Annotated in this window: 18 protein-coding genes; 6 read left to right on the top strand and 12 right to left on the bottom strand. The window is 67.7% G+C overall.

Features of this window, described 5'->3' with window-relative positions; all coding sequences use genetic code 11:
• Positions 1-161: 161 nt before the first annotated feature.
• From HLH36_RS03860 to pdxH, 8 genes are all read right to left on the bottom strand, one after another.
• Positions 162-650, bottom strand: a complete 489-nt coding sequence (locus HLH36_RS03860; protein ID WP_182985146.1) for a DUF934 domain-containing protein — start codon at positions 648-650, stop codon at positions 162-164.
• Positions 637-2,331, bottom strand: coding sequence for a nitrite/sulfite reductase (locus HLH36_RS03855; protein ID WP_182985145.1), 1,695 nt, complete (start codon positions 2,329-2,331; stop codon positions 637-639). Before HLH36_RS03855 ends, HLH36_RS03860 begins: the two co-directional genes overlap by 14 nt.
• On the bottom strand, positions 2,324-2,662 hold the full coding sequence (locus HLH36_RS03850) for a DUF2849 domain-containing protein (RefSeq protein WP_182985144.1): 339 nt from the start codon (positions 2,660-2,662) through the stop codon (positions 2,324-2,326). Before HLH36_RS03850 ends, HLH36_RS03855 begins: the two co-directional genes overlap by 8 nt.
• Before the next feature lie 148 nt (positions 2,663-2,810).
• Positions 2,811-4,688 (bottom strand): adenylyl-sulfate kinase, encoded by a 1,878-nt coding sequence (cysC, locus tag HLH36_RS03845; protein WP_182985143.1) that lies wholly within the window; start codon positions 4,686-4,688, stop codon positions 2,811-2,813.
• Positions 4,689-4,714: 26 nt separating this feature from the next.
• Positions 4,715-5,509: a sulfate adenylyltransferase subunit CysD gene (gene cysD, locus HLH36_RS03840; protein WP_182985142.1), complete on the bottom strand. Its 795-nt coding sequence runs from the start codon at positions 5,507-5,509 to the stop codon at positions 4,715-4,717.
• Between the two features lie 57 nt (positions 5,510-5,566).
• The gene (locus HLH36_RS03835; protein ID WP_182985141.1) at positions 5,567-6,271 is read right to left on the bottom strand and encodes a phosphoadenylyl-sulfate reductase; all 705 of its coding nucleotides are present in this window, start codon (positions 6,269-6,271) and stop codon (positions 5,567-5,569) included.
• Positions 6,272-6,421: 150 nt separating this feature from the next.
• Complete coding sequence (locus HLH36_RS03830; protein WP_182985140.1) at positions 6,422-7,306, bottom strand: universal stress protein; 885 nt, start codon at positions 7,304-7,306, stop codon at positions 6,422-6,424.
• A 42-nt stretch (positions 7,307-7,348) separates the two neighbouring features.
• The gene (gene pdxH / locus HLH36_RS03825) at positions 7,349-7,957 is read right to left on the bottom strand and encodes a pyridoxamine 5'-phosphate oxidase (RefSeq protein WP_182985139.1); all 609 of its coding nucleotides are present in this window, start codon (positions 7,955-7,957) and stop codon (positions 7,349-7,351) included.
• 170 nt (positions 7,958-8,127) lie between these two features.
• Here pdxH and fabI point away from each other — a divergent pair, with 170 nt between their 5' ends.
• Positions 8,128-8,967: an enoyl-ACP reductase FabI gene (gene fabI, locus HLH36_RS03820; protein WP_182985138.1), complete on the top strand. Its 840-nt coding sequence runs from the start codon at positions 8,128-8,130 to the stop codon at positions 8,965-8,967.
• Positions 8,968-9,169: 202 nt separating this feature from the next.
• On the top strand, positions 9,170-10,258 hold the full coding sequence (gene aroC, locus HLH36_RS03815; protein WP_182985137.1) for a chorismate synthase: 1,089 nt from the start codon (positions 9,170-9,172) through the stop codon (positions 10,256-10,258).
• 5 nt (positions 10,259-10,263) lie between these two features.
• Here the strand turns inward: aroC and HLH36_RS03810 are convergent, their stop codons facing one another.
• Entirely contained in the window at positions 10,264-10,695 is a 432-nt protein-coding gene (locus HLH36_RS03810; protein WP_182985136.1) for an OsmC family protein, read from the bottom strand.
• Between the two features lie 388 nt (positions 10,696-11,083).
• On the opposite strand from HLH36_RS03810, the gene metX reads away from it, so the two are divergent.
• From metX to HLH36_RS03790, 4 genes are all read left to right on the top strand, one after another.
• Positions 11,084-12,253, top strand: coding sequence for a homoserine O-acetyltransferase MetX (gene metX, locus HLH36_RS03805; protein WP_182985135.1), 1,170 nt, complete (start codon positions 11,084-11,086; stop codon positions 12,251-12,253).
• Positions 12,243-12,848 carry a methionine biosynthesis protein MetW gene (gene metW, locus HLH36_RS03800; RefSeq protein ID WP_182985134.1) on the top strand — a complete coding sequence of 202 codons (606 nt, stop codon included), beginning with the start codon at positions 12,243-12,245 and terminating at the stop codon, positions 12,846-12,848. The genes metX and metW overlap by 11 nt, the downstream gene beginning before the upstream one ends.
• Before the next feature lie 30 nt (positions 12,849-12,878).
• A complete protein-coding gene (locus tag HLH36_RS03795; RefSeq protein WP_182985133.1) occupies positions 12,879-13,796 on the top strand; it encodes a BadF/BadG/BcrA/BcrD ATPase family protein in 918 nt (305 codons plus the stop codon).
• A 279-nt stretch (positions 13,797-14,075) separates the two neighbouring features.
• Entirely contained in the window at positions 14,076-15,350 is a 1,275-nt protein-coding gene (locus tag HLH36_RS03790) for a DEAD/DEAH box helicase (protein WP_182968515.1), read from the top strand.
• Positions 15,351-15,600: 250 nt separating this feature from the next.
• Here HLH36_RS03790 and HLH36_RS03785 read toward each other — a convergent pair whose 3' ends face one another.
• The 3 genes from HLH36_RS03785 to glgP form a co-directional block, all read right to left on the bottom strand.
• Positions 15,601-17,073, bottom strand: a complete 1,473-nt coding sequence (locus HLH36_RS03785) for an MFS transporter (protein WP_182985132.1) — start codon at positions 17,071-17,073, stop codon at positions 15,601-15,603.
• 161 nt (positions 17,074-17,234) lie between these two features.
• On the bottom strand, positions 17,235-19,721 hold the full coding sequence (locus tag HLH36_RS03780; RefSeq protein WP_182985131.1) for a putative bifunctional diguanylate cyclase/phosphodiesterase: 2,487 nt from the start codon (positions 19,719-19,721) through the stop codon (positions 17,235-17,237).
• A 387-nt stretch (positions 19,722-20,108) separates the two neighbouring features.
• Entirely contained in the window at positions 20,109-22,625 is a 2,517-nt protein-coding gene (glgP, locus tag HLH36_RS03775; protein ID WP_182985130.1) for an alpha-glucan family phosphorylase, read from the bottom strand.
• Positions 22,626-22,650: the final 25 nt, after the last annotated feature.

Genomic DNA, 22,650 nt, shown 5'->3' with positions numbered 1-22,650 from the left:
TGGGTTCGGCGGTAGCATGGGCGACTGTCGGGCGGAAGGGGTGCGCGCGGAAGGAGGGTTTCTTCTTTTTCTGAAGAAAAAGAAGCAAAAAGACTTTGATTCGTTCAGGAGCCTTGTGCCGGGGGCACACGATGTTCCTGAACGAATAGACGTTTTTTGGTTCAGAGCACCCGGCGTAATGTCGCGCCTTCGGCGCGCTCGCCCAGCACCGAGGGCTGGTAGGCGGTGCGGAAGCGCGTGTGAGCGTGGGCCCAGACTTCCGGGTCGCTGCCGGGGGGCAGGTCGACCGTCGAGACGCCGCAGCGGAGCAGGAACTCGTACTGGTCGGGCAGGGGCTTGCCGGTGGCGCGGATTTCACCGGTGAAGTGCAGGTGTTCGCGCAGGGCGCGGGCCTGGCTGAAGGCGCGGCCGTCGCGGAAGATCGGGAAGGTGACCGCCACCAGCGACAGGCGGGGCAGGACGGTGCGCAGCGTGTCGATTTCGGCGTCCTGCGGGATCACGACGCCCAGTTTTTCGCCGGGCGCGCGGGCCAGCCCCTCTTCCAGCCGGGAGAGCGGCACGATGACGGCGCCGGTGGCGGGGAGGGGGGATTCGGCGTCGAGGGTGGTCCAGGCGTCGGCGACGAGCCGTCCGTTTTCAAGCAGTGGCATAGACGGCATCCTTGAACAGGGTGGCGCCCAGGCGCCGGTAGGTATCCAGGAAGCGCTCGTCCCCGGTGCGGTGGACCAGATAGGCGTCGACCAGGCGGGCGATGGCGTCCACTGTCGCGTCCTCGGGCAGGGCCGGGCCGAGGATCTGGCCGACCGAGGCGTCGCTGCCCGGCGAGCCGCCCAGCGTGAGCTGGAAATATTCCTCGCCCTTCTTGTCCACGCCCAGGATGCCGATATGGCCGGCATGGTGGTGGCCGCAGGCATTGATGCAGCCCGAGATCTTGATCTCGATCGGGCCGATCGTCTCCTGCAGTTCGGGGCTGGCGAAACGGGCGCTGAGCTTCTGGGCGATCGGGATCGAGCGCGCATTGGCCAGCGAGCAGTAATCGAGCCCCGGGCAGGCGATGATGTCGCCGATCAGGCCGATATTGGCCGAGGCGAGGTCGGCCCCGCGCAGGGCCTGCCACACGGCATGAAGTTCGTCCTGCCGGACATGGCCCAGCACGAGATTCTGCATGTGGGTGACGCGGATTTCGCCGAATGCGTAGCGGTCCGCAAGGTCGGCGATGAGGTCCATCTGCGCCGACGTGGCGTCGCCGGGGATGCCGCCGGCGGGCTTGAGCGAGATGACGGCCGAGATGTAGCCGGGCGCGCGGTGCGGGTGGGTGTTGGTGCGGACCCAGCGGTCGAATGCCGGCTCGGCGCGGCGGGCGCGGTCGAGCTGGGCGGGTGCGTCATCGGGCGCGTGCAGGTCTGGCGTGCCGAAGCGGGCGCGGATGGCGGCGACGGTTTCGGGCGGCAGGCGGTAGCGGGCGCGGTTCATCGCTGCGAATTCGGCATCAACTTTCTGGCGATAGCCTTCGGTGCCCAGCGCCTGGACCAGGATCTTGATCCGCGCCTTGTAGATGTTATCGCGGCGGCCGTACTCGTTATAGACGCGGACCATGGCCTCCAGATAGGCCAGCAGGTCTTCTTCCGGCAGGTCGTCGCGCAGATGCACGCCGACGATGGGGGTGCGGCCCATGCCGCCGCCCACGAAGACGTCGAACTGCGTGCCGCCGTCCGGCGCCGGCTTGGCGACCAGGCCGATATCGTGGAAGCGGGCGGCCACGCGGTCGTTCGGGCTGCCGCTGATCGCGATCTTAAACTTGCGCGGCAGGAAGGTGAATTCCGGGTGCAGCGTCGACCATTGGCGCAGGATTTCGGCATGGACGCGGGGATCGACCAGCTCGTCCTTTGCCGCGCCCGCGAACTGGTCGCAGGTCACGTTGCGGATGCAGTTGCCGCTGGTCTGGATGGCGTGCATGTCGACATCGGCCAGGCGGGCCAGGATGTCGGGCGTGTCTTCCAGCTTGATCCAGTTGAACTGGAGATTCTGGCGGGTGGTGAAATGGCCGTAATCGCGGTCATAGGTGCGGGCGATATGGGCCAGTTCGCGCATCTGGCGGGAATCCAGTACGCCATAGGGGATGGCGATGCGCAGCATGTAGGCGTGGAGCTGCAGATACAGGCCGTTCATCAGGCGCAGGGGCTTGAACTCGTCCTCGGACAGGGTGCCGGCGATGCGGCGGGCCACCTGGTCGCGGAACTGCTCGACCCGGTCGGCCAGGAAGGCGCGGTCCACCTGGTCGTAGCCGTAATGCCCGACAGGCAGCGCGGGTGCTGGGATGGTGTCAGGCATGGGCTTCGAACTCGGCTGCGGGCGTGAAATCGGGATGGACGGTGGGGCCGAAGGCGCGGATGCGCTCGCGCACCGTCACGGGAGTCGGCGTTGCGGCCTCGGCATCCACCTGCACGCCATAGACGCCGACCAGCCCGTCGGCCTGCTGGCGGCCGGCGGCGTGGGCGATCGCGGCCTCGATCTCATCATTGGGGATGATCCGGGCGTCGTCGATCAGCGTCGACCATGTGCCCTCTTCCACCTGCCAGACGATGCGCCCGTCCAGCAGCCGGTTGGCGGTGATCACGCTTGAACCGCCCGCCTCGCGGCGGTTGTTCCTGACATCGCTCACTGGTCAGTCCTCTTTTACCCGATCCGGCCGGTGCCGACAGGATGTCGCCCTGTTCTACAGGGTCATTAGGGGCTTCGTGGGGCCAATACAAGAGGAATGCACGATTATTAATCGTGCATTACACTCTTCGTATGGGGCCGCCCTCCGGTCAGGAGCGGCGGCGGGTGCCCTCGACCAGCACGACGCTGTCGGCCACATAGGCGGCCAGACGATCCGCGACCTCGCCCACGCTGCCCGTGCCGGTGGGCAGGTGCAGGTCGGGGCTGGCGGGGGTGTCGTACGGGGCGTCGATCCCGGTGAAGCCGGTGATGCGGCCGGCGCGGGCGGCCTGGTACAGGCCCTTGGGGTCGCGGGCCTCGCAGGTCGCCTGGTCGGCATCGACGAAGATCTCGTGGAAGCCTTCGCCCACCACCTGGCGCGCCAGCTCGCGGTCGGCGGCGCGCGGCGAGATCAGCGCCACCAGGACTACCTGGCCGGTTTCGGCCAGGATGCGGGCGACGGCGGCGGCGCGGCGCACATTCTCGGTGCGGTCGGCCTCGGAGAAGCCCAGATCGGCGCACAGGCCGGCGCGCAGCGTGTCGCCGTCCAGCACGGAGACGTCGATCTTCTGCCCGAACAGGCGGGATTCCGCCGCGCGGGCGATGGTGCTCTTGCCGGCACCGGGCAGGCCGGTCATCCAGAATACGCCGCCGCGATGGCCGCGTGCCTGTGCGCGGTCCCACAGCGAGACGGTGCTGTCGGTGGGGTGGATGGCCCTGGTGCCGCTGGCGATGTCGGCCGGGCCGATCAGCGGCGCGCCGCCGACGATGCGCTGGTGACGGTCGACCAGGACGCCGCGCCCGTCGGTGGTGCCGGGGGTGAAGGCGTCGAACAGGATGCTTTCCGAGGCGGCCAGGGTGATCTCGGCGAAACCTTCGGGCGGGACGTGATCGGATGCGTGTTCCGTCAGGTCATCCAGCCGCACCACGGAATCGATCGAGGCGATTGTGACCTGATGCTCGGCGGTGGCCAGGCGCAGGCGGAAGCTCTCGCCCACGCGCAGCGGCTCCTGGCGCAGCCAGAACAGGCGCGAGCGGATGCGCGCAGTGCGGATCGGCGCTTCTTCCGGCCGGTGCAGCAGGTCGCCGCGATCGGGGATCACGTCCGGTTCCAGCGTGATGGCGACCGACTGGCCGGCGACGGCGGAGATCTGCGGCGCGGTGTGCCAGCTTTCGATCGAGGCGACGCGGGCGGTGGTGCCGTGGGTGCCGATGACCAGCGTGTCGCCGACCGAAACACGGCCGCGCTCGATGCGGCCGGCGACCACGCGCTTGCTGTCGAAGCGATAGACATCCTGCACGGGCAGGCGCAGCGGCAGGTCGGCGCGGCCGGCGGGGGACGGGACCAGGGCCAGGGCCTCGGTCAGGGTCGGGCCCTTGTACCATGCCATCTGCGGCGAGCGGGAGGCGATATTGTCGCCCTCGCGCGCCGAGGCCGGGATGAACAGGCTGGGTTCGATGTCGAGCTGCTTGAGCAGGGCGGCGACCGCCAACTCGGAGGCCGCGATCTTCTGCTCGTCATAGTCCAGCAGGTCCACCTTGTTCATCAGCACGATGACATGGCGGATGCCGATCAGGCGCAGCAGCATCGCGTGACGGCGCGTCTGTTCCTGCGCGCCCTCGGCGGCGTCGATCACCAGCACGGCGGCTTCGGCATCGGCGGCGCCGGTGATCATGTTGCGCAGGAACTGGCGGTGGCCGGGCGCATCGACGATCACGAACTGCCGGTTGCCCAGCAGGAACGGGATGCGGGTGGAATCGACGGTGACGCCCTGGTCGCGCTCGATCTGGAGGCTGTCGAGCAGGAAGCTCCATTCCACCTTCAGCCCGCGCTTGCGGCTGGATTCGATGATCTGCGCCACCCGGCCTTCGGGCAGGTTGTCGGTGTCATGCAGCAGGCGGCCGATCAGGGTGGATTTGCCGTGATCGACATGGCCGACGATGACGATGGGAGTGGCCGCGTCCTGGCGGAGGATATCGTTGCTCATTGTGTGTCTCGATCCGTCCGCGGGGTTCACAGATAGCCGGCGACGCGCAGCCGCTCGAACGCATCTTCCGATTCATGGTCCATGGCGCGGCCGGCGCGCTCGGACGTGCGGGTGGTCTGGAGTTCGGCGATGACTTCGGCCACTGTCGCGGCGTCGCTCTCGATCGGGCTGGTGATGTCCTGGTCGCCCAGCGAGCGGTAGCGCTTGCCGTTCCTGGAGAAATACAGGTCGACCAGCGGGATGCCCTCGCGCTCGATATAGCGCCAGATGTCGATTTCGCGCCACGACAGCAGCGGGTGGACGCGGATATGCACGCCCTCTTCATGCGGGGTGGCGTACTGGTCCCAGAATTCGGGGGGCTGGTTGCGGACGTCCCATTTATGGCTCGACCCGCGCGGGCTGAAGACGCGCTCCTTGGCGCGGGTGGCCTGCTCGTCGCGGCGGATGCCGGCGATGACGCCTTCCAGCTTGTATTTCTCGATCATCGCCGCCAGGCCGGCGGTCTTGCGCGCGGCGGAGCGGGCGGCCGGGGGCAGGGTCGGGTCGATCTCCTCGACCGGCGGGCAGTCGCCCAGCAGCAGCTCAAGCTCCCACTTGCGGGTATATTCGTCGCGGAAGCGGTACATCTCGGGGAATTTCTTGCCGGTATCGACATGCATCACCGGGAACGGCACCCGCCCCAGGAACGCCTTGCGGGCCAGCCACAGCATGACGTTGGAATCCTTGCCCAGGGACCACAGCATGGCCAGCGGCTTCAGCTTCCGGTACGCCTCGCGCAGGATGTAGATGCTCTGGGCTTCGAGTTGGTCGAGATCGTCCATGGTGGGCGCTACCTTACAGGTTCGGCGGAAAAGGGTTCGGGGTCGTCGCGGCGGGGCTCAGACGTGGATGCCGCATTCGGTCTTGGCCATGCCGGCCCAGCGGCCGGCGCGAGGGTCCTCGCCCTCGCCGACCGGGCGCGTGCAGGGCGCGCAGCCGATCGAGCGATAGCCCAGGTGGCTGAGCGGGTGGCGGGGCAGGTCGCGGCGTGTCATTTCCGCGTCCAGTTCCGCCGCCGTCCAGCGTGCCAGGGGGTTGATCTTGACGCGGCCGTCGGCCTGGGGCTCGAGCACCGGCAGGTGGGCGCGGGTGGCGGCCTGGCTGCGCTTGCGGCCGGTGATCCAGGCATCGAAGGGGATGATCGCCTCGTCCAGCGGCTCGACCTTGCGCAGGGCGCAGCAGGCATCGGGGTCGAAGGCCCAGAGCTGACCCTGCGGGTCGCGGGCTGCGATCTGCGCCGGGTCGGGGCGGATGTCGCGCACGCCGGTCAGGCCCAGCCGGGCGATGAGCTGGTCGCGATAGGCCAGCGTCTCGGGGAAATGCTGGCCGGTTTCCAGGAACAGTACGGGGACCGACGGGTCGATTTCGGCCGCCATGGCCAGCAGCACGGCGGATTCGGTGCCGAAGGAGGAAACGAGGCCGATCCGCCCGTGCGGGATGCCGGTCCGCCCGTGCGGGATGCCGGTCAGGGCCGCGCGCAGGATCGCCGGTGCGTCTTCGCCGGCGGCTTGGATGGCATGGATGATCGTCGGCTCGATATGCACGGTGCAGATCCTCAATGCACGAGATAGTATCGTGCTTTGAGGGAGGATTTAGTCTTTCCTCGATCGATATTCAAGTGAAATATACGCCTTATTGGCGTGGTATTTTTGGCATGACATCTATTTTTGGCATGACATCCATGGCGAGGGGGATCAGCGGCTCATCAGCACCGGGATTTCGGCATTCTCCAGAACGTGGCGTGTGACACCGCCCAGGATCAATTGACGCAGGCGGGAGTGGGAATAGGCACCCATGGCCAGCATGTCGGCGCCGAAATCGCGGCAGGCCGCCAGCAGGCTGGCGCCCACCGTCTCGTCCGGGTCGCCGAATTCCACCAGGTCGGCGTGGATGCCGTGGATGGTCAGGTAGTCGGCGGCATCGCGGGCTTCGGGGCCCCGGCGCTGATAGTCGCCGGAATAGAGGATGCGCACCGCCTCGGCCTCGGCCGCCCAGGGCAGGATGTGATGCAGGGCCGCCGTGGCTTCCGACGTGCCGTTCCACGCGATGCAGATGCGCCGCCCGGCGGCGGTGGGGACGCGGCGGGGGGCGATGACGACCGGGCGGCCGCTGTCGAACAGGATGGCGTGCAGGGTCTCGGACGACGAGATTTCCTCGCCCGAATCCGGATGCGGGACCACGGTGACGTCGGACAGGCGGGCGCGGTAGGTCACGACCTCGTGCTCGCGGCCCATCATGGTGACGAGGCTGGCCGAGGCGCTGCCGATCGGGTTGCCGTGGAAGGGCGGGATGGCGTCGGTGACCGTCACGCCGTTTTCGGTGGTGAAGTGCGCGAACACCTCACGCACGGCCAGCGCCCGGCGTGCGCCCTCGCGCTCGGCGGCGGATATCATGTCCTCGACCATCGCGCCGGACAGGCCCTCGCCGGCCAGGGGGGCGACGTCACGGCTGTCGGCGCGCACATGCAGGGCGGCGATATGGCCGCCGAACTGCCGCGCGAAGAGCAGGCTGGTGGCCAGGGCGGCCTCGGCATTGGACGTCCCGTTCAGGGGTAGAAGGATTTTCTGTATATTCTTCAATGTTATTCTCCAGAATCCCAGGAACGTCGCCAGCGGGAGGGGTCAGGGGTAGAGGCGCGTCGTCTCCCATTCCGCGTCCTTGCCCATGCGGCGCCATACCGCCCGGTCGTGCAGCCGGTGCGCGCGGTTCTGCCAGAATTCGATCCGCTCCGGAATCAGGCGGAAGCCGGACCAGTCGGCCGGTCGCGGAATCGGCGTGCCTTCCGGGTAGCGGGCCTCTTCCTCGGCCAGCCTCTGTTCGAACACTGCCCGGTCGGCCAGGGGGCGGGACTGGTCGGAGGCGATGGCGCCCAAGCGCGAGAGGCGCGAGCGGCTGGCGAAATAGGCGTCGGCTTCCTCGTTGGTGACGGGTTCGACCGGTCCTTCGATCCGGATCTGCCGCATCAGGCTCTTCCAGTGGAACAGCAGCGCGGCCTGCGGGTTTTTCAGCAATTCGCCGGCCTTGCGGCTTTCAAGATTGGTATAGAAGACGAAGCCGCGCCGGTCGGCGCCCTTGAGCAGGATCATCCGCACCGAGGGCTTGCCGTCGGGCGTGGCGGTGGCCAGCGCCATGGCGTTGGCATCGTTGGGTTCGGCGGCTTCGGCCGCGCGCATCCAGTGGGCGAACAGGGCGAAGGGATCGGACCCCAGGTCGATCAGTGGCGTGGTCATAGCGGTCGGTCCCATTCTGGCCGGGCGGAGGGTGGAAACATGGCCGGCATGCCACGCATTCGGTGAAACCGGGGCTGCTTCGCCGCTCGGATCTTGTCCGACGCGCGCGCTTGTGCAACCACGGCGCCATTCCGATCATGCCATATTCCATCCATTCCGAGGATTCTATCATGTCAGACGGCGCGTCCAAAGCCCCGGCCACCGGCACCCTGATGAAGGGCAAGCGCGGACTTGTGATGGGTGTGGCCAATGACCGCTCGATCGCCTGGGGCATCGCCAACGCCGTGGCGGCGCAGGGCGGCGAGCTGGCCTTTACCTATCAGGGCGAGGCGCTGGGCAAGCGCGTCCGTCCGCTGGCCGAGCGTGTGGGCTCGTCGCTGGTGCTGCCGTGCGATGTGTCGGACGACGCCGCGATGGACGAGACCTTCGCCCGCATCGAGGAAGAGTGGGGGACGCTCGACTTCCTGGTCCATGCCATCGGCTGGGCGGACAAGCAGTTCCTGCGCGGGCGCTATGTGGACACGCCGCGCGATGCCTTCCTGACCGCGATGGATATTTCCTGCTACTCGTTCACCGCCGTTGCCCGCCGGGCGGCGCGGCTGATGACGAATGGCGGGTCGATGCTGACCCTGTCCTATCTCGGCGCCGAGAAGGTGATGCCGCATTACAACGTCATGGGCGTGGCCAAGGCGGCGCTGGAGGCCTCGGTGCGCTACATGGCCGCCGATCTGGGCCGTGACGGCATTCGCGTCAACGGCATTTCGGCCGGGCCGGTTATGACGCTGGCGGCCAATGGGATCGGCGATTTCCGCTATATCCTGAAGTGGAACCAGTACAATGCGCCGCTGGAGCGCAATGTGGCGCTGGAGGAAGTCGGCGGCGCGGGGCTGTATATGCTCTCCGACCTGTCGGGCGGTGTGACCGGCGAGATCCACCATGTGGATTGCGGCTATAATATCGTGGGCATGAAGAACCCCACGGCACCCGACATCAGCGTCTCCGGCGACTGAAAACCTGACCGTAAATGCGCGCTGGTGGCGATCCGGCGCGCGTTTCCTGTGCTCCGATGCTCACGACCTGGAGGTCGCTCCGCTTCGGTGCTCGGAAACACACGACGGCCGTGCCGCTTCGCGGCACTCTCGCTCACCAGCCCACATTTCCGATCAGGTTTTACGGATAGGCTGGCCCCCCAAGTGAAGGGATTATCTGGATATGTCGGATAACAGTTTCGGGCATCTGTTCCGGGTGACGACCTGGGGGGAGAGTCATGGGCCGGCGATTGGCTGTGTGGTCGATGGCTGCCCGCCGCGCATTGCGCTGTCCGAGGCCGATATCCAGCCCTGGCTGGACCAGCGGCGGCCCGGCCAGTCGAAATTCACCACCCAGCGGCAGGAGCCCGATTCCGTCGAGATCCTGTCCGGCGTGTTCGAGGGACAGACGACCGGCACCCCGATCGCGCTGCTGATTCGCAATGTGGACCAGCGGTCGCGCGATTATGGCGATATCGCCGAGCGCTATCGGCCCGGCCATGCCGATGTGGCCTACGACCTGAAATATGGCATTCGCGACTATCGCGGCGGGGGACGGTCTTCGGCCCGCGAGACCGCGATGCGGGTGGCGGCGGGTGCCGTGGCGCGGCAGGTGCTTGGCGCGGGGGTGCGTATTCGCGGGGCGCTGGTGAAGATCGGCACGCATGAGGTCGACCGGGCGCGCTGGGACTGGGATACGGTTGGGGACAATCCGTTCTTCTGCCCCGATCCGGAGATGGTGCCGGTGTGGGAAGAGTATCTGGGCGCCGTGCGCAAGGCCGGGTCTTCTGTCGGTGCGGTGGTCGAGATCGTGGCTGAGGGCGTGCCGCCGGGGCTGGGGGCGCCGATTTACGGCAAGCTCGATTCCGACCTGGCGATGGCGCTGATGAGCATCAATGCCGTGAAGGGGGTCGAGATCGGCGACGGGTTTGCCGCCGCTGCCCTGACCGGCGAGGAAAATGCCGACCCGATGCGGATGGAAGACGGGCGGCTGGTCTTCGGCGCCAATCATGCCGGCGGTGTGCTGGGCGGGATTTCCACCGGCCAGCCGCTGGTGGCGCGGTTTGCGGTGAAGCCGACCAGTTCGATTCTCACGCCCGTTCCCTCGGTGACTCGGAGTGGGGAGAATGTCGATGTTTCGACGCGCGGGCGGCATGATCCGTGCGTGGGCATCCGCGCGGTGCCGGTTGGCGAGGCGATGATGGCGTGTGTGCTGGCCGATCATCTGCTGCGTCACAGAGGACAGACCGGGCACGATCCGCGCCCGGTCTGAGAGGATCAGGCGTTCAGGGTTGCTTCCAGCGTGATGTCGGCCTTGAGCAGTTTGGAGATCGGGCAGCCGGCCTTGGCCTTGGCGGCGAGATCTTGGAACTGTTCCTCGGTTGCGCCGGGGATGGTGGCCGTGAGGGTCAGGTGGGCGGCGGTGACCGCGAAGCCGTCGGGCTGCTTCTCCAGCGAGATGACCGATTTGGCGTCCAGCGCGGTGGCGGTGAGGCCGGCGCCGCCGAGGATGCCCGACAGGGCCATGGCGAAGCAGGCGGCATGGGATGCGCCGATCAGTTCCTCGGGGTTGGTGCCGGCCACGCCTTCGAAGCGGGTGTTGAAGCCGTAGGGCAGGCCGGACAATGCACCGCTTTCTGTTGAAACGGTGCCCTTGCCGTCCTTCAGGCCGCCTTCCCAGTGGGCAGTGCCGAATTTCTTGATGGTCATGGCGTCGGTTCCTTCGATGGTTGGCGGAGTGCCCGACCATAACGCGGTGCCGCGTGGGAGGGACCCGGCAGGGCGCACACGATCCGGTGAAAGAGGCTGCTGCAAAAGCCCCGCTGGCGGCGGCCTGACGGCGGTTTCCTGCGCTTCGGTGCTCACGGCCATCAAGGCCGCTCCGCTCCGATGCTCAAAAACCACCGCCAGACGCGTGGCTGGCGCCACGCTTCCGCTCACCATCGGAGCTTTTGCAACAGCCTCTGCGCATGGGATAATAGGTTTGGGCGCAGCCTCCTGTTGCGTGTGTTCGGCGCCGGTGCCATAGGACGATCGACCGTGACGGGGATGTTGCCCGCGCCCTGCAATCGTTCATGACGGAATGCCTGCCCGCGCAATGGACCAGACAACGCCCACCCAGATCGAGCATGCGCACATGCTGTTTCCCGAGGGGATGCAGCTTGAATGCGGTTTCCGGCTGGCGCCGGTGCGGGTTGCGTATCGGACCTATGGCACCCTGTCGGCGGCGCGGGACAATGCGATCGTGGTCTGTCATGCCCTGACGGGCGACCAGTATCTGGCCGAAACACACCCGCTGACCGGCAAGCCGGGCTGGTGGAGCCGCATGGTGGGACCGGGCCTGCCGATCGATACCGACCGGTTCTTCGTCATCTGCATGAACGTGCTGGGCGGCTGCATGGGCTCGACCGGGCCGCGCGATCCGCGTCCCGACGTGGCGGGCGAGCCGTGGGGCACCGATTTTCCGCCCATCACCATCCGCGACATGGTGCGGGCGCAGAAGCTGGTGGTCGATGCGCTGGGCATTGCCCGGCTGTTTGCCGTGGTCGGCGGTTCGATGGGCGGGATGCAGGTGCTGGAATGGGCCGCCACCTTCCCCGACATGGTCTTCGCCGCCATGCCGATCGCGACCTCGCCCTTTCATTCGGCGCAGAACATCGCCTTCAACGAGGTGAGCCGGCAGGCGATCTTCGCCGATCCCGACTGGCATGGCGGGCGCTACTGGGAGCAGGGCGCGGTGCCGGCGCGCGGGCTGGCGGTGGCGCGGATGATGGCGCACATCACCTATCTGTCGGAAGAGGCGCTGACGCGGAAATTCGGCCGCCGGGTGCGGCGCGACCCGTATGACAAGGCGGGCTCGCTGTCGCTGTTCGGCGAGATCTTCGAGGTGGAAAGTTATCTGCGGCACCAGGGATCGTCGTTCGTGCGGCGGTTCGATGCCAATTCCTATCTGACCATCACCCGGGCCATGGATTATTTCGACCTGGGCGCGGAGCATGACGGGGACCCGTCGCGGCCCTTCCATGGCACGCGCACGCGCTTCTGCATCGTCTCGTTTACCTCCGACTGGCTGTTCCCGACCTCGCAGGCGCGGCTGCTGGCCCGGGCGCTGAACCGTGCGGCGGCCAACGTGTCGTTCGTCGAGATCGACAGCGACAAGGGGCATGATGCCTTCCTGCTCGACGAGCCGGATTTCGACCGGACGGTGCGCGGCTTCCTGTCCGGTGCCGCCGAACATGCACGGATCGGCATGACCCATGCGCCTTGACCAGCGGCTGATTGCCGACATGATCCGTCCCGGCACGCGGGTGCTCGACATCGGCAGCGGTGACGGGACGTTGCTGGATTACCTGTTCCGCACCCGTGGCTGCGATGCGCGGGGGATCGAGATCGACATGCGCGAGGTCACGCGCTCGGTCGCCCACGGCCTGCCGGTGATGCATGGCGATGCCGACCATGACCTGGCGCATTATCCCGACGAGGCGTTCGATTATGTGGTGTTGCAGCGTACCTTGCAGGCGGTCGAGCGGCCGCGCGAGGTGCTGCGGCAGATGCTGCGGATCGGGCGGCATGCCATCGTCTCGTTTCCCAATTTCGGCCACTGGCAATTGCGGCTGAAGCTGCTGACGAGCGGGCGCATGCCGATGACGGCGGTGTGGCATACGCCGTGGTACCAGACGCCGAACATCCATCCATGCACGATCCTCGACTTCCTGATGCTGTGCCGCGAGGAAGGGTATGTGGTCGAGCAGTGGATGGCGGTGGATGAGGATGGCGAGCGCGCGCCCTGGCGCCGCTCCATCCGGCTGGCCAATCTGTTCGGCGAGCAGGCGCTGTTCCTATTACGCCGCCGGGGACATTGAGCTGTTGCTACAGACGCTGACGGACCTGTCGTGACGGGCGGCCCTGCCGTTCTGGTCGGGATCGACGGGGGTGGGACGCGGACGCGCCTGCGGCTGGTGACGCCGGAGGGTGTTCTGCTGGCCGAAGGGGAGGGCGGGCCCGCCAATATCGCCACCGATGCCGGGCAGGCATGGGAGTCGATCCGTCAGGCGCTGGAACTGGCGCTGTCGCGGGCGGGGCTGTCGGGTGCGGCATGCCGGCTGGTTGCCGTGGCTGGGCTGGCGGGGGCCGAGGTGAGCGGGGCCGTGGCGCGGTTCCTGGCCAGGCCGGCGCTGTTTGCGCGCCTCGATATCGTCTCGGATGCCTATACGTCCTGCGTCGGGGCCCATGCGGGCGATGACGGGGCCATGATCGCGGCCGGAACCGGGATGGTGGGACTGGCCATTGCCGGCGGAACCACCCGGCGGGTCGGGGGCTGGGGCTTTCCGCAGGGGGATGAGGGCGGCGGGGCCTGGATCGGGCTGGAGGCCGTCCGGCTGATGCTGCGCGCGGGCGACGGCCGGGCGCGGCCCACGCTGTTGAGCGAGGCGGTGCGCGCGCGGCTGGCGGATGAGGGGGCGGAGCCGATGCTGTGGGCGGTTGGCGCGCGGGCTGCCGATTTCGCCCGGGTGACGCCGCTGGTCTGCGCGCTGGCGGAGCAGGGCGACGCGCAGGCGCGGGGGCTGCTGGCCCGTGCCGGGGCGGAGGTCGAGGCGCTGCTGGCCGCCCTGCGCGCGGCGGACGGTTTCGGGGCGTTGCCCTGCTGCCTGCTGGGCGGGCTGGCGCCGGTGCTGCTGCCTTATCTTTCCGCCGGTGCGCAGGCCGGCCTGTCGGTGCCGAGGGGCCATGCGATCGACGGCGCGATGCTGCTGGCGCGGCGGCTGCATGAGGCCGCCCCGGAGGCGCCCGGAGACAGCCAGCCGGAATAAGGACTTGCGGTGGGGAGCGCATGCGGGTAGAAGCCTCGCCCGTGGACGGTCCCCGCCTGTCCCGTATCTGGACTTGTACGCGCGTGCCTTATTGATGCGGGGGGCACGGACTGGACGGACAAGAGACCCTTTCTGACCCACGGATTACGGTGAATGACAGCGTGCCCTGCCAGGCAGGGGCGCGAACCGTGCGTCGTGTTTTCCTTTCAAGTCTTTCCGGATGCTCATCCTGTCGTGAGGAATCCGGCCATTGCCGAGTGCCCGGAGGCGCTTCATTTCATGACGACTTTTGCCGACCTTCAGCTTGCCGAGCCGTTGCTGCGCGCGCTGAACGAGGAAGGATATACCACCCCGACCCCCATCCAGGCCGGGGCCATCCCGCACCTGCTGGCCGGGCGGGACCTGCTGGGCCTGGCGCAGACGGGCACCGGCAAGACGGCGGCCTTCGCGCTGCCGATCCTGCATCGGCTGCTGACCCATCACCGCCGTGCCGCCCCCAAGGGCGCGCGCGTGCTGGTTCTGGCGCCAACGCGCGAGCTGGCGTCGCAGATCGATGAGAGCTTCAAGGCCTATGCCCGCCATATGCGCCTGAGCCATGCCGTGATCTTCGGCGGTGTCGGCCAGGGCCGGCAGGTCGAGGCGATGCGCCGTGGCGTTGACGTGCTGGTTGCCGCCCCCGGCCGCCTGCTGGACCTGATGGGCCAGGGCCATATCGACCTGTCCGGGCTGGAAGTGCTGGTTCTGGACGAGGCCGACCGGATGCTGGACATGGGCTTTGTCCGCGACATCCGCCGGATCGTGGCCGAACTGCCGCGCGACCGGCAGACGCTGCTGTTCTCGGCCACCATGCCGCGCAGCATTGCCGAGCTGGCGCACGGCCTGCTGCGCGACCCCGCGACCGTGCAGGTCACGCCGCCGTCCAGCACCGTCGACCGTATCCGTCAGGCGGTGATGTTCGTCGATACCGACAAGAAGCGTGACGCGCTGCAGATGCTGGTGGACTCGCCCAAGGTCGAGCGCGCCGTGGTGTTCACGCTGATGAAGCATGAGGCCAACAAGGTCGCCGCCTTCCTGAACGACCACGGCATTGTGGCCGAGGCGATCCATGGCAACAAGTCGCAGGGCGCGCGCGAGCGGGCGATGTCGGGCTTCCGCTCCGGTGCCGTCAAGGTGCTGGTGGCGACCGACATTGCGGCGCGCGGCATCGATGTCGATGACGTCACGCACGTCTTCAACTACGACCTGCCCAACGTGCCGGAGAGCTATGTCCACCGGATCGGCCGTACGGCCCGCGCCGGGCGTGAGGGCTGGGCGGTGTCGCTGTGCGATGCCGAGCAGCGGGCGTGGCTGCGCGACATCGAAAAGGCGATCGGCAAGCCGATCCCGGTGGTGATGGAGCATCCGTACCATTCCGAGGCGGCCGAGAAATCGACCATGCGCCCGCCGGTATTGGGCGGCGGCGGTGGCCGGGGCCGTGGGGGTGGCGGCGGTGGCCGCAACCAGTCCCGCTCGGGCGGCGGGCAGCATCGTGGCGCTCCGCGTCGCGTTGCCTGAGAGCCCGACCGTAAATGCGCGCTGGTGGCGATCCGGCGCGCGTTTCCTGTGCTCCGGTGCTCACGGCCGATAAGGCCGCTCCGCTCCGGTGTTCGGAAACACACGACGGGCGCGGCCCGTTCCGGGCCGCTCTCGCTCACCAGCCCACATTTCCGGTCAGGCTCTGAAAAGGGGCGCTCCATCGTGAGATGGAGCGCCTTTCCCTGTTTTGGGACATTGTGTGTCCCCAGCAAAAAAACTCCTGAACGAATCAGAGTTTTTTGGTTCTTTTTTTCAAAAAAGAACATCCTGTCAGAATACCCATGGCCGGCATGATCGCGAACAGCGCGAACACCCAGAATGCTGCCCTTTCGGCCCCCACCATGCCGCCAGGGTCTGCCAGGCCGGCAATGTTGGCGATCATGCCGGCCCAGGCGCCGGCCAGTGCCGTGGTGTAGAGCTGCACTGTGGTCAGGGAGGCCGAAGCCAGGTCGCGGTCGGCGGGCTGGGCGGTGAGCAATACGCGCGTCAGCAGATGCGGCCACGCCGTGCCGACGCCCAGGCCCACCATCAGGAACGTGACGCAGACGGGCGCCATCGCCTGCCACGTGCCATCGGTGGGCACGGACAGATAGAAGGCCAGGAAGAGAATGCCGGCCAGCCCCAGCGCGGGGGCGGCGACCAGGGCGCGTGCGACGCGGGCTGGTGGGGCGCCGGCATTGAGGATCGAGCCGGTGGACCAGCCGGCGGCCATCAGTACCGACAGATAGCCGGCGGTGAGCGGGGACTGGCGGTGCAGATCCTGCAGGAAGAGCGGCGCGAAGATCTCGATCACTTCCACGGTCAGGGCCAGGCAGCCCATCAGGGCGTATAAGGGGGCCAGGCTGGAGCCCCAGACCAGCGCGCGGGCGGGCAGCAGGCGCGTGCCGCCCTGCCGTTCGAGATGGGCGAGGCAGGCGAACAGGCCCAGCACGATCAGGCATCCGGCCAGGTTTTCCCATCCATGCGGGCTGGCGCCGGCCACCGCCAGGCACAGCACCGAGCCGACCATCAGCGCGATCTGCCGCCAGGCGATGCCGGGGAAGCTGCCGGCTTCGGCGCCGGTGGTGCGCGGCAGCACGCAGGTGGCGAGCACAGCGAACGGGATCGACAGCGCCGCCAGCGTCCAGAAGGCGGCGCGCCAGACGCCCAGCCCCGCGAACAGGCCGCCGATGGCCGGCCCGATCAGCGTCGCGACGCCCCACATCGAGGACAGCATGCTCATCGCCCGTGGCCACAGGCCGGGCGGGAAGACCAGCCGGATGACGGCATAGGCCATCGAAACCAGCAGGCCGGAGCCGACCCCCTGCATCACGCGCCCGGCCAGCATCGCCGGCATGGCGGGAGCGGTGGCGCACAGCACGGCGCCGGTAGCGAAGATGGCGACCGCGATTGCGTAGGCGGTGCGGGGGCCGAAACGACCAAGTGCGCGCGCCGACAGCGACGAGCCGACGATCGAGGCGGCGACGAACAGCGAGGTGTTCCACGTGTAATAGCGCATGCCGCCGATATCGCGCACCGCTGAGGGCAGCACGGTCATGGCCATGTAGAGATTGATGGCGTGCAGCACGACGCCGGCCGAGAGGGTGATGGAGCGCGCCGCGTTGCCGCCGGAAAAAAGGGCCGCCCAGCCGGTCGCGGTGTGGGCCGGCCGTGCCTCGGCGGCATGGGCGGGGGATGATCGCGACGGGGTGTCAGAACGCATGAATGGTGCCTTCCGGGTGCCGCGGGGAGTGTCCTGGCGCGGGGCTTGCCTGGGCGTGCCGGTGTCGGTCATAAAATCTCAAGCTTGGTTGAGGTCAATGCAGAATCGGGCAGGACATGCGGGGCGGGTTCTGCTGGATTGAGAGAGGGGCCGGCCGGGCGTTATGAACGCGGCGCGTCGTCCAGGGCTTCGTGGCTTTCATCGCGGATGGGCCAGTAGATCGGCGGCTGGAGAAGCGGGCCGGGGCGGGCGAACAGATAGCCCTGCCCATAATCGCAGCCCAATTCCCGCAGGATGGCGGCCTGGGCCTCGGTCTCGATTCCCTCGGCGACGACCTGCTTGTGCAGGGCCTTGCCGAGCGAGATGACCGAGCGGACGATCTCGTGCGCGTTGCGGGCCGGCGTCGTCAACTGGCGGACGAAGGACCGGTCGATCTTGATGATGTCGACGGGGAAGCGCAGCAGATGCACCAGCGACGCGTAGCCGGTGCCGAAATCGTCGAAGGCGGTGCGGATGCCGGCCGTGTGCAGGACGTGCAGGGCCTCGGCGATCTCGTCGGATGCATGGTCGAGGGCGATGCCTTCCGTGACTTCGACGCAGAGCCGGTGGGGCGGGACCCCCGCTTCCTGCAGGCGATTGAGGATGTGCCGCCCCGCCGCCGCCCCGCGCAGATGCACGCCGGTAAAATTGACCGCGATATAGGCCAGCCCGTCGCCGACATCGGACAGCGCGCCCAGGGCGATGGAGATGACTTCGTCCTGCAGCCGGGGGCCGATCGTCTCGTCCATCAGCAGGATCTGGAAATCGGGCGGCGCCAGCAGGCCGAGTTCCGGATGGTTCCAGCGCAGCAGGGCTTCGTTGCCGCGTTGGCGGCCGGTCTTCAGATCGACCAGGGGCTGGTAGTAGAGCGTGAATTCCCCCGCCGCCAGGGCGTGGGGTGCGTCGGCCAGCAGCCGCGCGGCCAGATTGTCGGCGTGGTCGAATTCCGCGGTGTAGGACTGCCGGCGACCGCCGCCGCGCTGCTTGGCCCAGTACAGCGCCCGGTCCGCCCGATGCATGGCGGAGACCGGGGAGCCGTTGCATTCCGCCTGTCCCACGCTGAACCAGAGCGACAGGGCGCGGCCGGACTGGGACCAGGGTTCTCCCTGAAGGGCATCGAGACGTTCGAGCAGCACCTGTTCTACCGGTCGGGACACGAGGATGCCGAATTCGTCGCCCCCCAGCCGGGCGAGGGCGGTGCCGTCGGGAACGATCTGGCTGAGGCGCATGGCCATGTGGCGCAGCAGATTGTCGCCCTGCTCCTGACCGTAGGAATCGTTGACCGATTTCAGGTGATCCACGTCGATCAGCAGCAGCGTGGTCAGCGGGTCGGCCTGGTCGAGCGCCGCCTGGAACGCGGCGCGATTGTCCAATTGGGTCAGATGGTCGGTCATTGCGGCGCGGCGCAGCGTTTCGGCTTCGGTCTGCATCACGGCCATTGCGCGGGCCGCCCTGTCGCGCGCGCGCCCGATATCGCGCAGCCGATAGGCGACGGTGACCGACAGCGCGATCGCTTCGAAGGCGATGCAGGCGAATGTCGCCATGTCGATCGCGTCGCTCTGGGGCAGGAAGCCCATATTGCGGGCCAGCCGCAACATGAAGACCGAAATGACGGGCATCCAGGCCAGCAGGAAGAACCAGATGATCCGGCTTCGCCTGCGGATGGCGAAGGCGCTCGTCGCGGCAATCCACAGGACGTCCAGCATCAGCACGGCATTCAGGACGTGATCGGTCCATACGGGCGGGAGCAGCGTGTCGGCCGCCGCGGCGAAGCCGGAGAGGGTCGAGAGAACGGTCAGGACATAGCCTGTCCACAGCAGGTATTTGTGGCGCGCCTGGAACTCGATGAGCGTCATAAGAAGCATGGTTCCGGCGGCGACCGTGGCGCCCAGGAAACAGTCGCTGAGCCTGACCGCCAGCGGGCCGGTCAGGCGGTCGTCGAACAGGCCGAGGAAGTTCGTCCAGGAAAGGCAGTAGCCCAGCGTCAGCACGGTCCACACGGCATACCAGATCTGGAAACGATCGCGGCGCCCGTTATAGGTGGCCATGTTGTAGACCATCGCGGAGACCAGGGCCCCGATCAGCACCCCGGTCAGGATCAGCCAGGCCATGCTCCGCGCGGCTTCCTCATCAGGGGTGCGGGCTTCGATCTTGCGGATGAAGATGGCGCCGTCGAGATGATGAAAGCCGATCGACAGGCTGGAGATTTCGACACCGGGGGAATCGAAGGCGAATCGCAGCAGGCCGCCCGGGGCCCAGTCATGGCCGACCCCGCCGTCGGCATAACTATAGTTCTGGATGCTGCCGTCGCTGTTCGTTGCGGCGACGGTTATGCGATCGAAACGATTCTCGTCGAGCAGCAGCGCCCAGCCCGCGGGCAGGTCCTTCAGCACGGACGGGTCGGAGAGATGCAGCCAGACCCATCCGTCCGTTCTGGGCGGCGTTGCGCAGCCCCGGATGCTGTAAGCCGACCGGGCCAGTTGCTCCACCATGCCGGCGGCGCCGTCCAGGCAGATGGACGGGTGCAGGTCCAGCGGGTCGGCACGGGCCGGCACGCCCAGTGACGAGATCAGCATTGACAGCAGGATCGCCAATGCACCTCCGCGCATCAGAAGGTCTTTACCCGTATCGCGGCGTCTGCCGCAGCGAGGGGCAGGAGAGGCTGACTGATTCCCACGATTGACCTTATACTGAGTGTTGCGGCGCGGCGTCGTGTGCGGTCCCGAGACGTCAGGCGAGGTCCGTACGGGCGATTCCTGCCTTTGCTTATTGTTCGTGAGCGGCAAATATAATCAAAGAGTCGCAACAGCATATGCGCTCGGCGTGCGCTGGTCGAGAGGCGAGTGAGGATGGCTTGCCGGGCCGCCGGCCGGTGATCATGCGCCCCGTGGGGGAGGCCTGTACCCTGGTGCGCCTTTATTGTATCGGATGTGGAATTTTTATTCTTTTGCATCCTGTCCGGTGGTTCAGGGCCTTTTCATGTTCGGGATGGCATTTCATCGCTGCCAGGCGATATGCGTGCTTTCCAGCGGGATCGCCACGCCGCAATGGGCCGGGATGACGCGCACGGTATAATCCGTCGCCGGCCGGTCCAGCCCGGTCGTTACTGTATAATGGGTCATGCCGTTCGCGTCGGGGCAGCCGTCGGGGGGGATGGTCGTGACGAAGGGCGGGCCGCCATCGATGGGGTTGGCGTAGAGCTGCACCTGGACCGCGTCGGGTGGAATGTGCCCGAGGAAGAGCGAGACCGCCACGTGACGCTGCCCGTCCGGTTCGGAGATCGTTACCGATTCGATGCGCATCTGGGGCCAGCACGTGTCGAGCATGTCCTGCCATTGCAGGATGTCGTACGCCGCCTGTCCGCCGTCGGCCAGGCGGGCGTGGTAGCGGGTGGCGGCCGGCAGGTAGAAATGGTCGGTATAATCGCGCACCACGCGGTTGGCGGAAAAAAGTGGTGTCAGGCGCGCCATGCTTTCGCGCATCCGCGCGACCCATGCGGCGGGAATGCCCTGGGCATCGCGGGCGTAGAAGGACGGAGCGATTTCGGATTCGAGCAGGGTGTACATCGCATCGGCCTCGGCTGCGTCCACCGCCGGGTCCTCGCCATGTTCGCGCCCGTCGCCCAGGGCCCAGCCGAGTTCGGGCGCGTAGGCCTCGGCCCACCAGCCGTCCAGTTCGGACAGGTTCAGCCCGCCATTGACCAGCACCTTCATGCCGCTGGTGCCGCTGGCCTCCCACGGGCGGCGGGGGGTGTTGATCCACAGATCGACCCCCTGGACCAGGATTTCGGCCAATGCCAGGTCGTAATCGGTCATGAAGACGACGCGGCCGCGGATATCGGGCCGTTGCGAGAAGGCGATCCAGTGGGTGATGAGCTCCTGCCCCGCGATGTCGGCGGGGTGGGCCTTGCCCGCCAGCACCAGTTGCATGGGCCGATCAGGGTGGGACAGCAGCCGCGCCAGGCGCTCCGGATCGTGCAGCAGCAGGTCCGGCCGCTTGTAGGTCGCGAAGCGGCGGGCGAAGCCGAGCGTCAGCACGTCGGGGCTCAGGGCCGGGACCGGCCGGCCCGACAACCCGGCGGCGTCGGCATAGCTCTGCCGATCGGCATACAGGGCGGAAATCTTGCCGATGAAGGCGGTGCGCGCCTGGCAGCGGGTAGACCACAGGATGCGGTCGTCCAGTGCGCGGATGCGGTCGGCCACGCCTTCCTGCGTGCCGCGCCAGCGCTCGGTGCCGGCGGCTTCGGTCCAGAGCGCGTCGGCCTCGATCGAATCCCAGCTTGGTGTATGCACGCCGTTGGTCACGTGGCCGACCGGGACCTCGGATTCGGGCCAGCGGGGGAAGAGGGGCGCGAACAGGCGGCGGCTGACCGCGCCGTGCAGGCGTGACACGCCGTTGACCGCGCCGCTGGCGCGGATGGCCAGCCAGGCCATGTTGAAGGGCTCGCCCTGATCTTCGGGATTGGCGCGGCCGAGCGCCAGCAATGTGTCCAGCGGAATGTCGAGCTGGTTCTTGGCGTAATTCGAGAGATAGGTCCGGAGCAGGTCGGGCGGAAACCGGTCGAAACCGGCCGGTACGGCGGTATGAGTGGTGAACAGCGTGCCCGCCCGTGCGATGGTCAGGGCCTGGCGGAAGGGGATCTGCAGCCGCTGCATCAGGCCGTGCGCGCGTTCCACCGCCGCGAAGGCGGCGTGGCCTTCGTTGAGGTGGCAGACATCCGGCTGGTAGCCGAGCATGTCGAGCAGGCGCCAGCCCGCGATGCCCAGTGTGAGTTCCTGGCGCAGCCGCAGGTCGTCGTTGCCGCCATAAAGCTGGGTCGTCACGCAGCGCACGGCCGGCGGATTGGCCGGGTCGTTGGTGTCGAGCAGATAGAGCGTCGTGCGCCCGACGATGGCCTTCCAGGCCCGGACCCAGACATGCCCCTGGCCGAAACGGAAGGGAATCCGCAGCACATCGCCCTCTTTCGTCAGGACCGGGCTGACGGGCAGCAGGGAGGGGTCGTTGAAGGGGTAAAGCGCCTGCTGCCGCCCGTCCGGTGTCAGTTCCTGCCGGAAATAGCCCTGGGCGAACAGCAGGCCGACCGCCACCACGGGCACGCCGAGATCGCTGGCGGCCTTGAGCTGATCGCCCGCCACGTTGCCCAGCCCGCCCGAATAGATCGGCAGGGCCTCGCTGAGCATGTATTCCATGCTGAAATAGGCCACGCAGGACAGGGCGGATGTGTCGTGCGTCTGGGCGAACCAGGTCGGGCGGCGCAGCCGTTCGGCCTGGCCGGCCATGACGTCGCCGACCGCGCGGCGGAAGGCGGGCTTGCCCAGCAGCGCCTTGAGATGCCCGCGCGACGCGTTGTTCAGCGTCGTCCACGGATTGCGGGTGTGGTTCCAGCAATCCGGATTGATCTGCTGCCAGAGCGCGTCGGTGGCGTGGTTCCAGCTCCAGAGCAGATCCAGCGCGAGGCTGTTCAGCGCGCGTTCCGCCGCGCGTGGGGTCAGCGTGGGACTGTCGGCCGCCATGTCACCTCTCCGTAGTTGTGGTTCC

Origin of the sequence: Gluconacetobacter aggeris, from assembly GCF_014174395.1 — a bacterium.
Classification (GTDB): domain Bacteria; phylum Pseudomonadota; class Alphaproteobacteria; order Acetobacterales; family Acetobacteraceae; genus Gluconacetobacter; species Gluconacetobacter aggeris.
The sequence above is the reverse complement of the archived record's forward strand: the minus strand, read 5'-3'. Positions and strand labels throughout refer to the sequence as shown.

Excerpts from the sequence above, each read along its gene's own strand:
- HLH36_RS03860 (WP_182985146.1), bottom strand. The coding sequence starts at position 650 with ATGCCACTGCTTGAAAACGGACGGCTCGTCGCCGACGCCTGGACCACC.
- HLH36_RS03855 (WP_182985145.1), bottom strand. The coding sequence starts at position 2,331 with ATGCCTGACACCATCCCAGCACCCGCGCTGCCTGTCGGGCATTACGGC.
- cysC (WP_182985143.1), bottom strand. The coding sequence starts at position 4,688 with ATGAGCAACGATATCCTCCGCCAGGACGCGGCCACTCCCATCGTCATC.
- cysD (WP_182985142.1), bottom strand. The coding sequence starts at position 5,509 with ATGGACGATCTCGACCAACTCGAAGCCCAGAGCATCTACATCCTGCGC.
- pdxH (WP_182985139.1), bottom strand. The coding sequence starts at position 7,957 with ATGACCACGCCACTGATCGACCTGGGGTCCGATCCCTTCGCCCTGTTC.
- fabI (WP_182985138.1), top strand. The coding sequence starts at position 8,128 with ATGTCAGACGGCGCGTCCAAAGCCCCGGCCACCGGCACCCTGATGAAG.
- aroC (WP_182985137.1), top strand. The coding sequence starts at position 9,170 with ATGTCGGATAACAGTTTCGGGCATCTGTTCCGGGTGACGACCTGGGGG.
- HLH36_RS03810 (WP_182985136.1), bottom strand. The coding sequence starts at position 10,695 with ATGACCATCAAGAAATTCGGCACTGCCCACTGGGAAGGCGGCCTGAAG.
- metX (WP_182985135.1), top strand. The coding sequence starts at position 11,084 with ATGGACCAGACAACGCCCACCCAGATCGAGCATGCGCACATGCTGTTT.
- metW (WP_182985134.1), top strand. The coding sequence starts at position 12,243 with ATGCGCCTTGACCAGCGGCTGATTGCCGACATGATCCGTCCCGGCACG.
- HLH36_RS03790 (WP_182968515.1), top strand. The coding sequence starts at position 14,076 with ATGACGACTTTTGCCGACCTTCAGCTTGCCGAGCCGTTGCTGCGCGCG.
- HLH36_RS03785 (WP_182985132.1), bottom strand. The coding sequence starts at position 17,073 with ATGCGTTCTGACACCCCGTCGCGATCATCCCCCGCCCATGCCGCCGAG.
- HLH36_RS03780 (WP_182985131.1), bottom strand. The coding sequence starts at position 19,721 with ATGCGCGGAGGTGCATTGGCGATCCTGCTGTCAATGCTGATCTCGTCA.
- glgP (WP_182985130.1), bottom strand. The coding sequence starts at position 22,625 with ATGGCGGCCGACAGTCCCACGCTGACCCCACGCGCGGCGGAACGCGCG.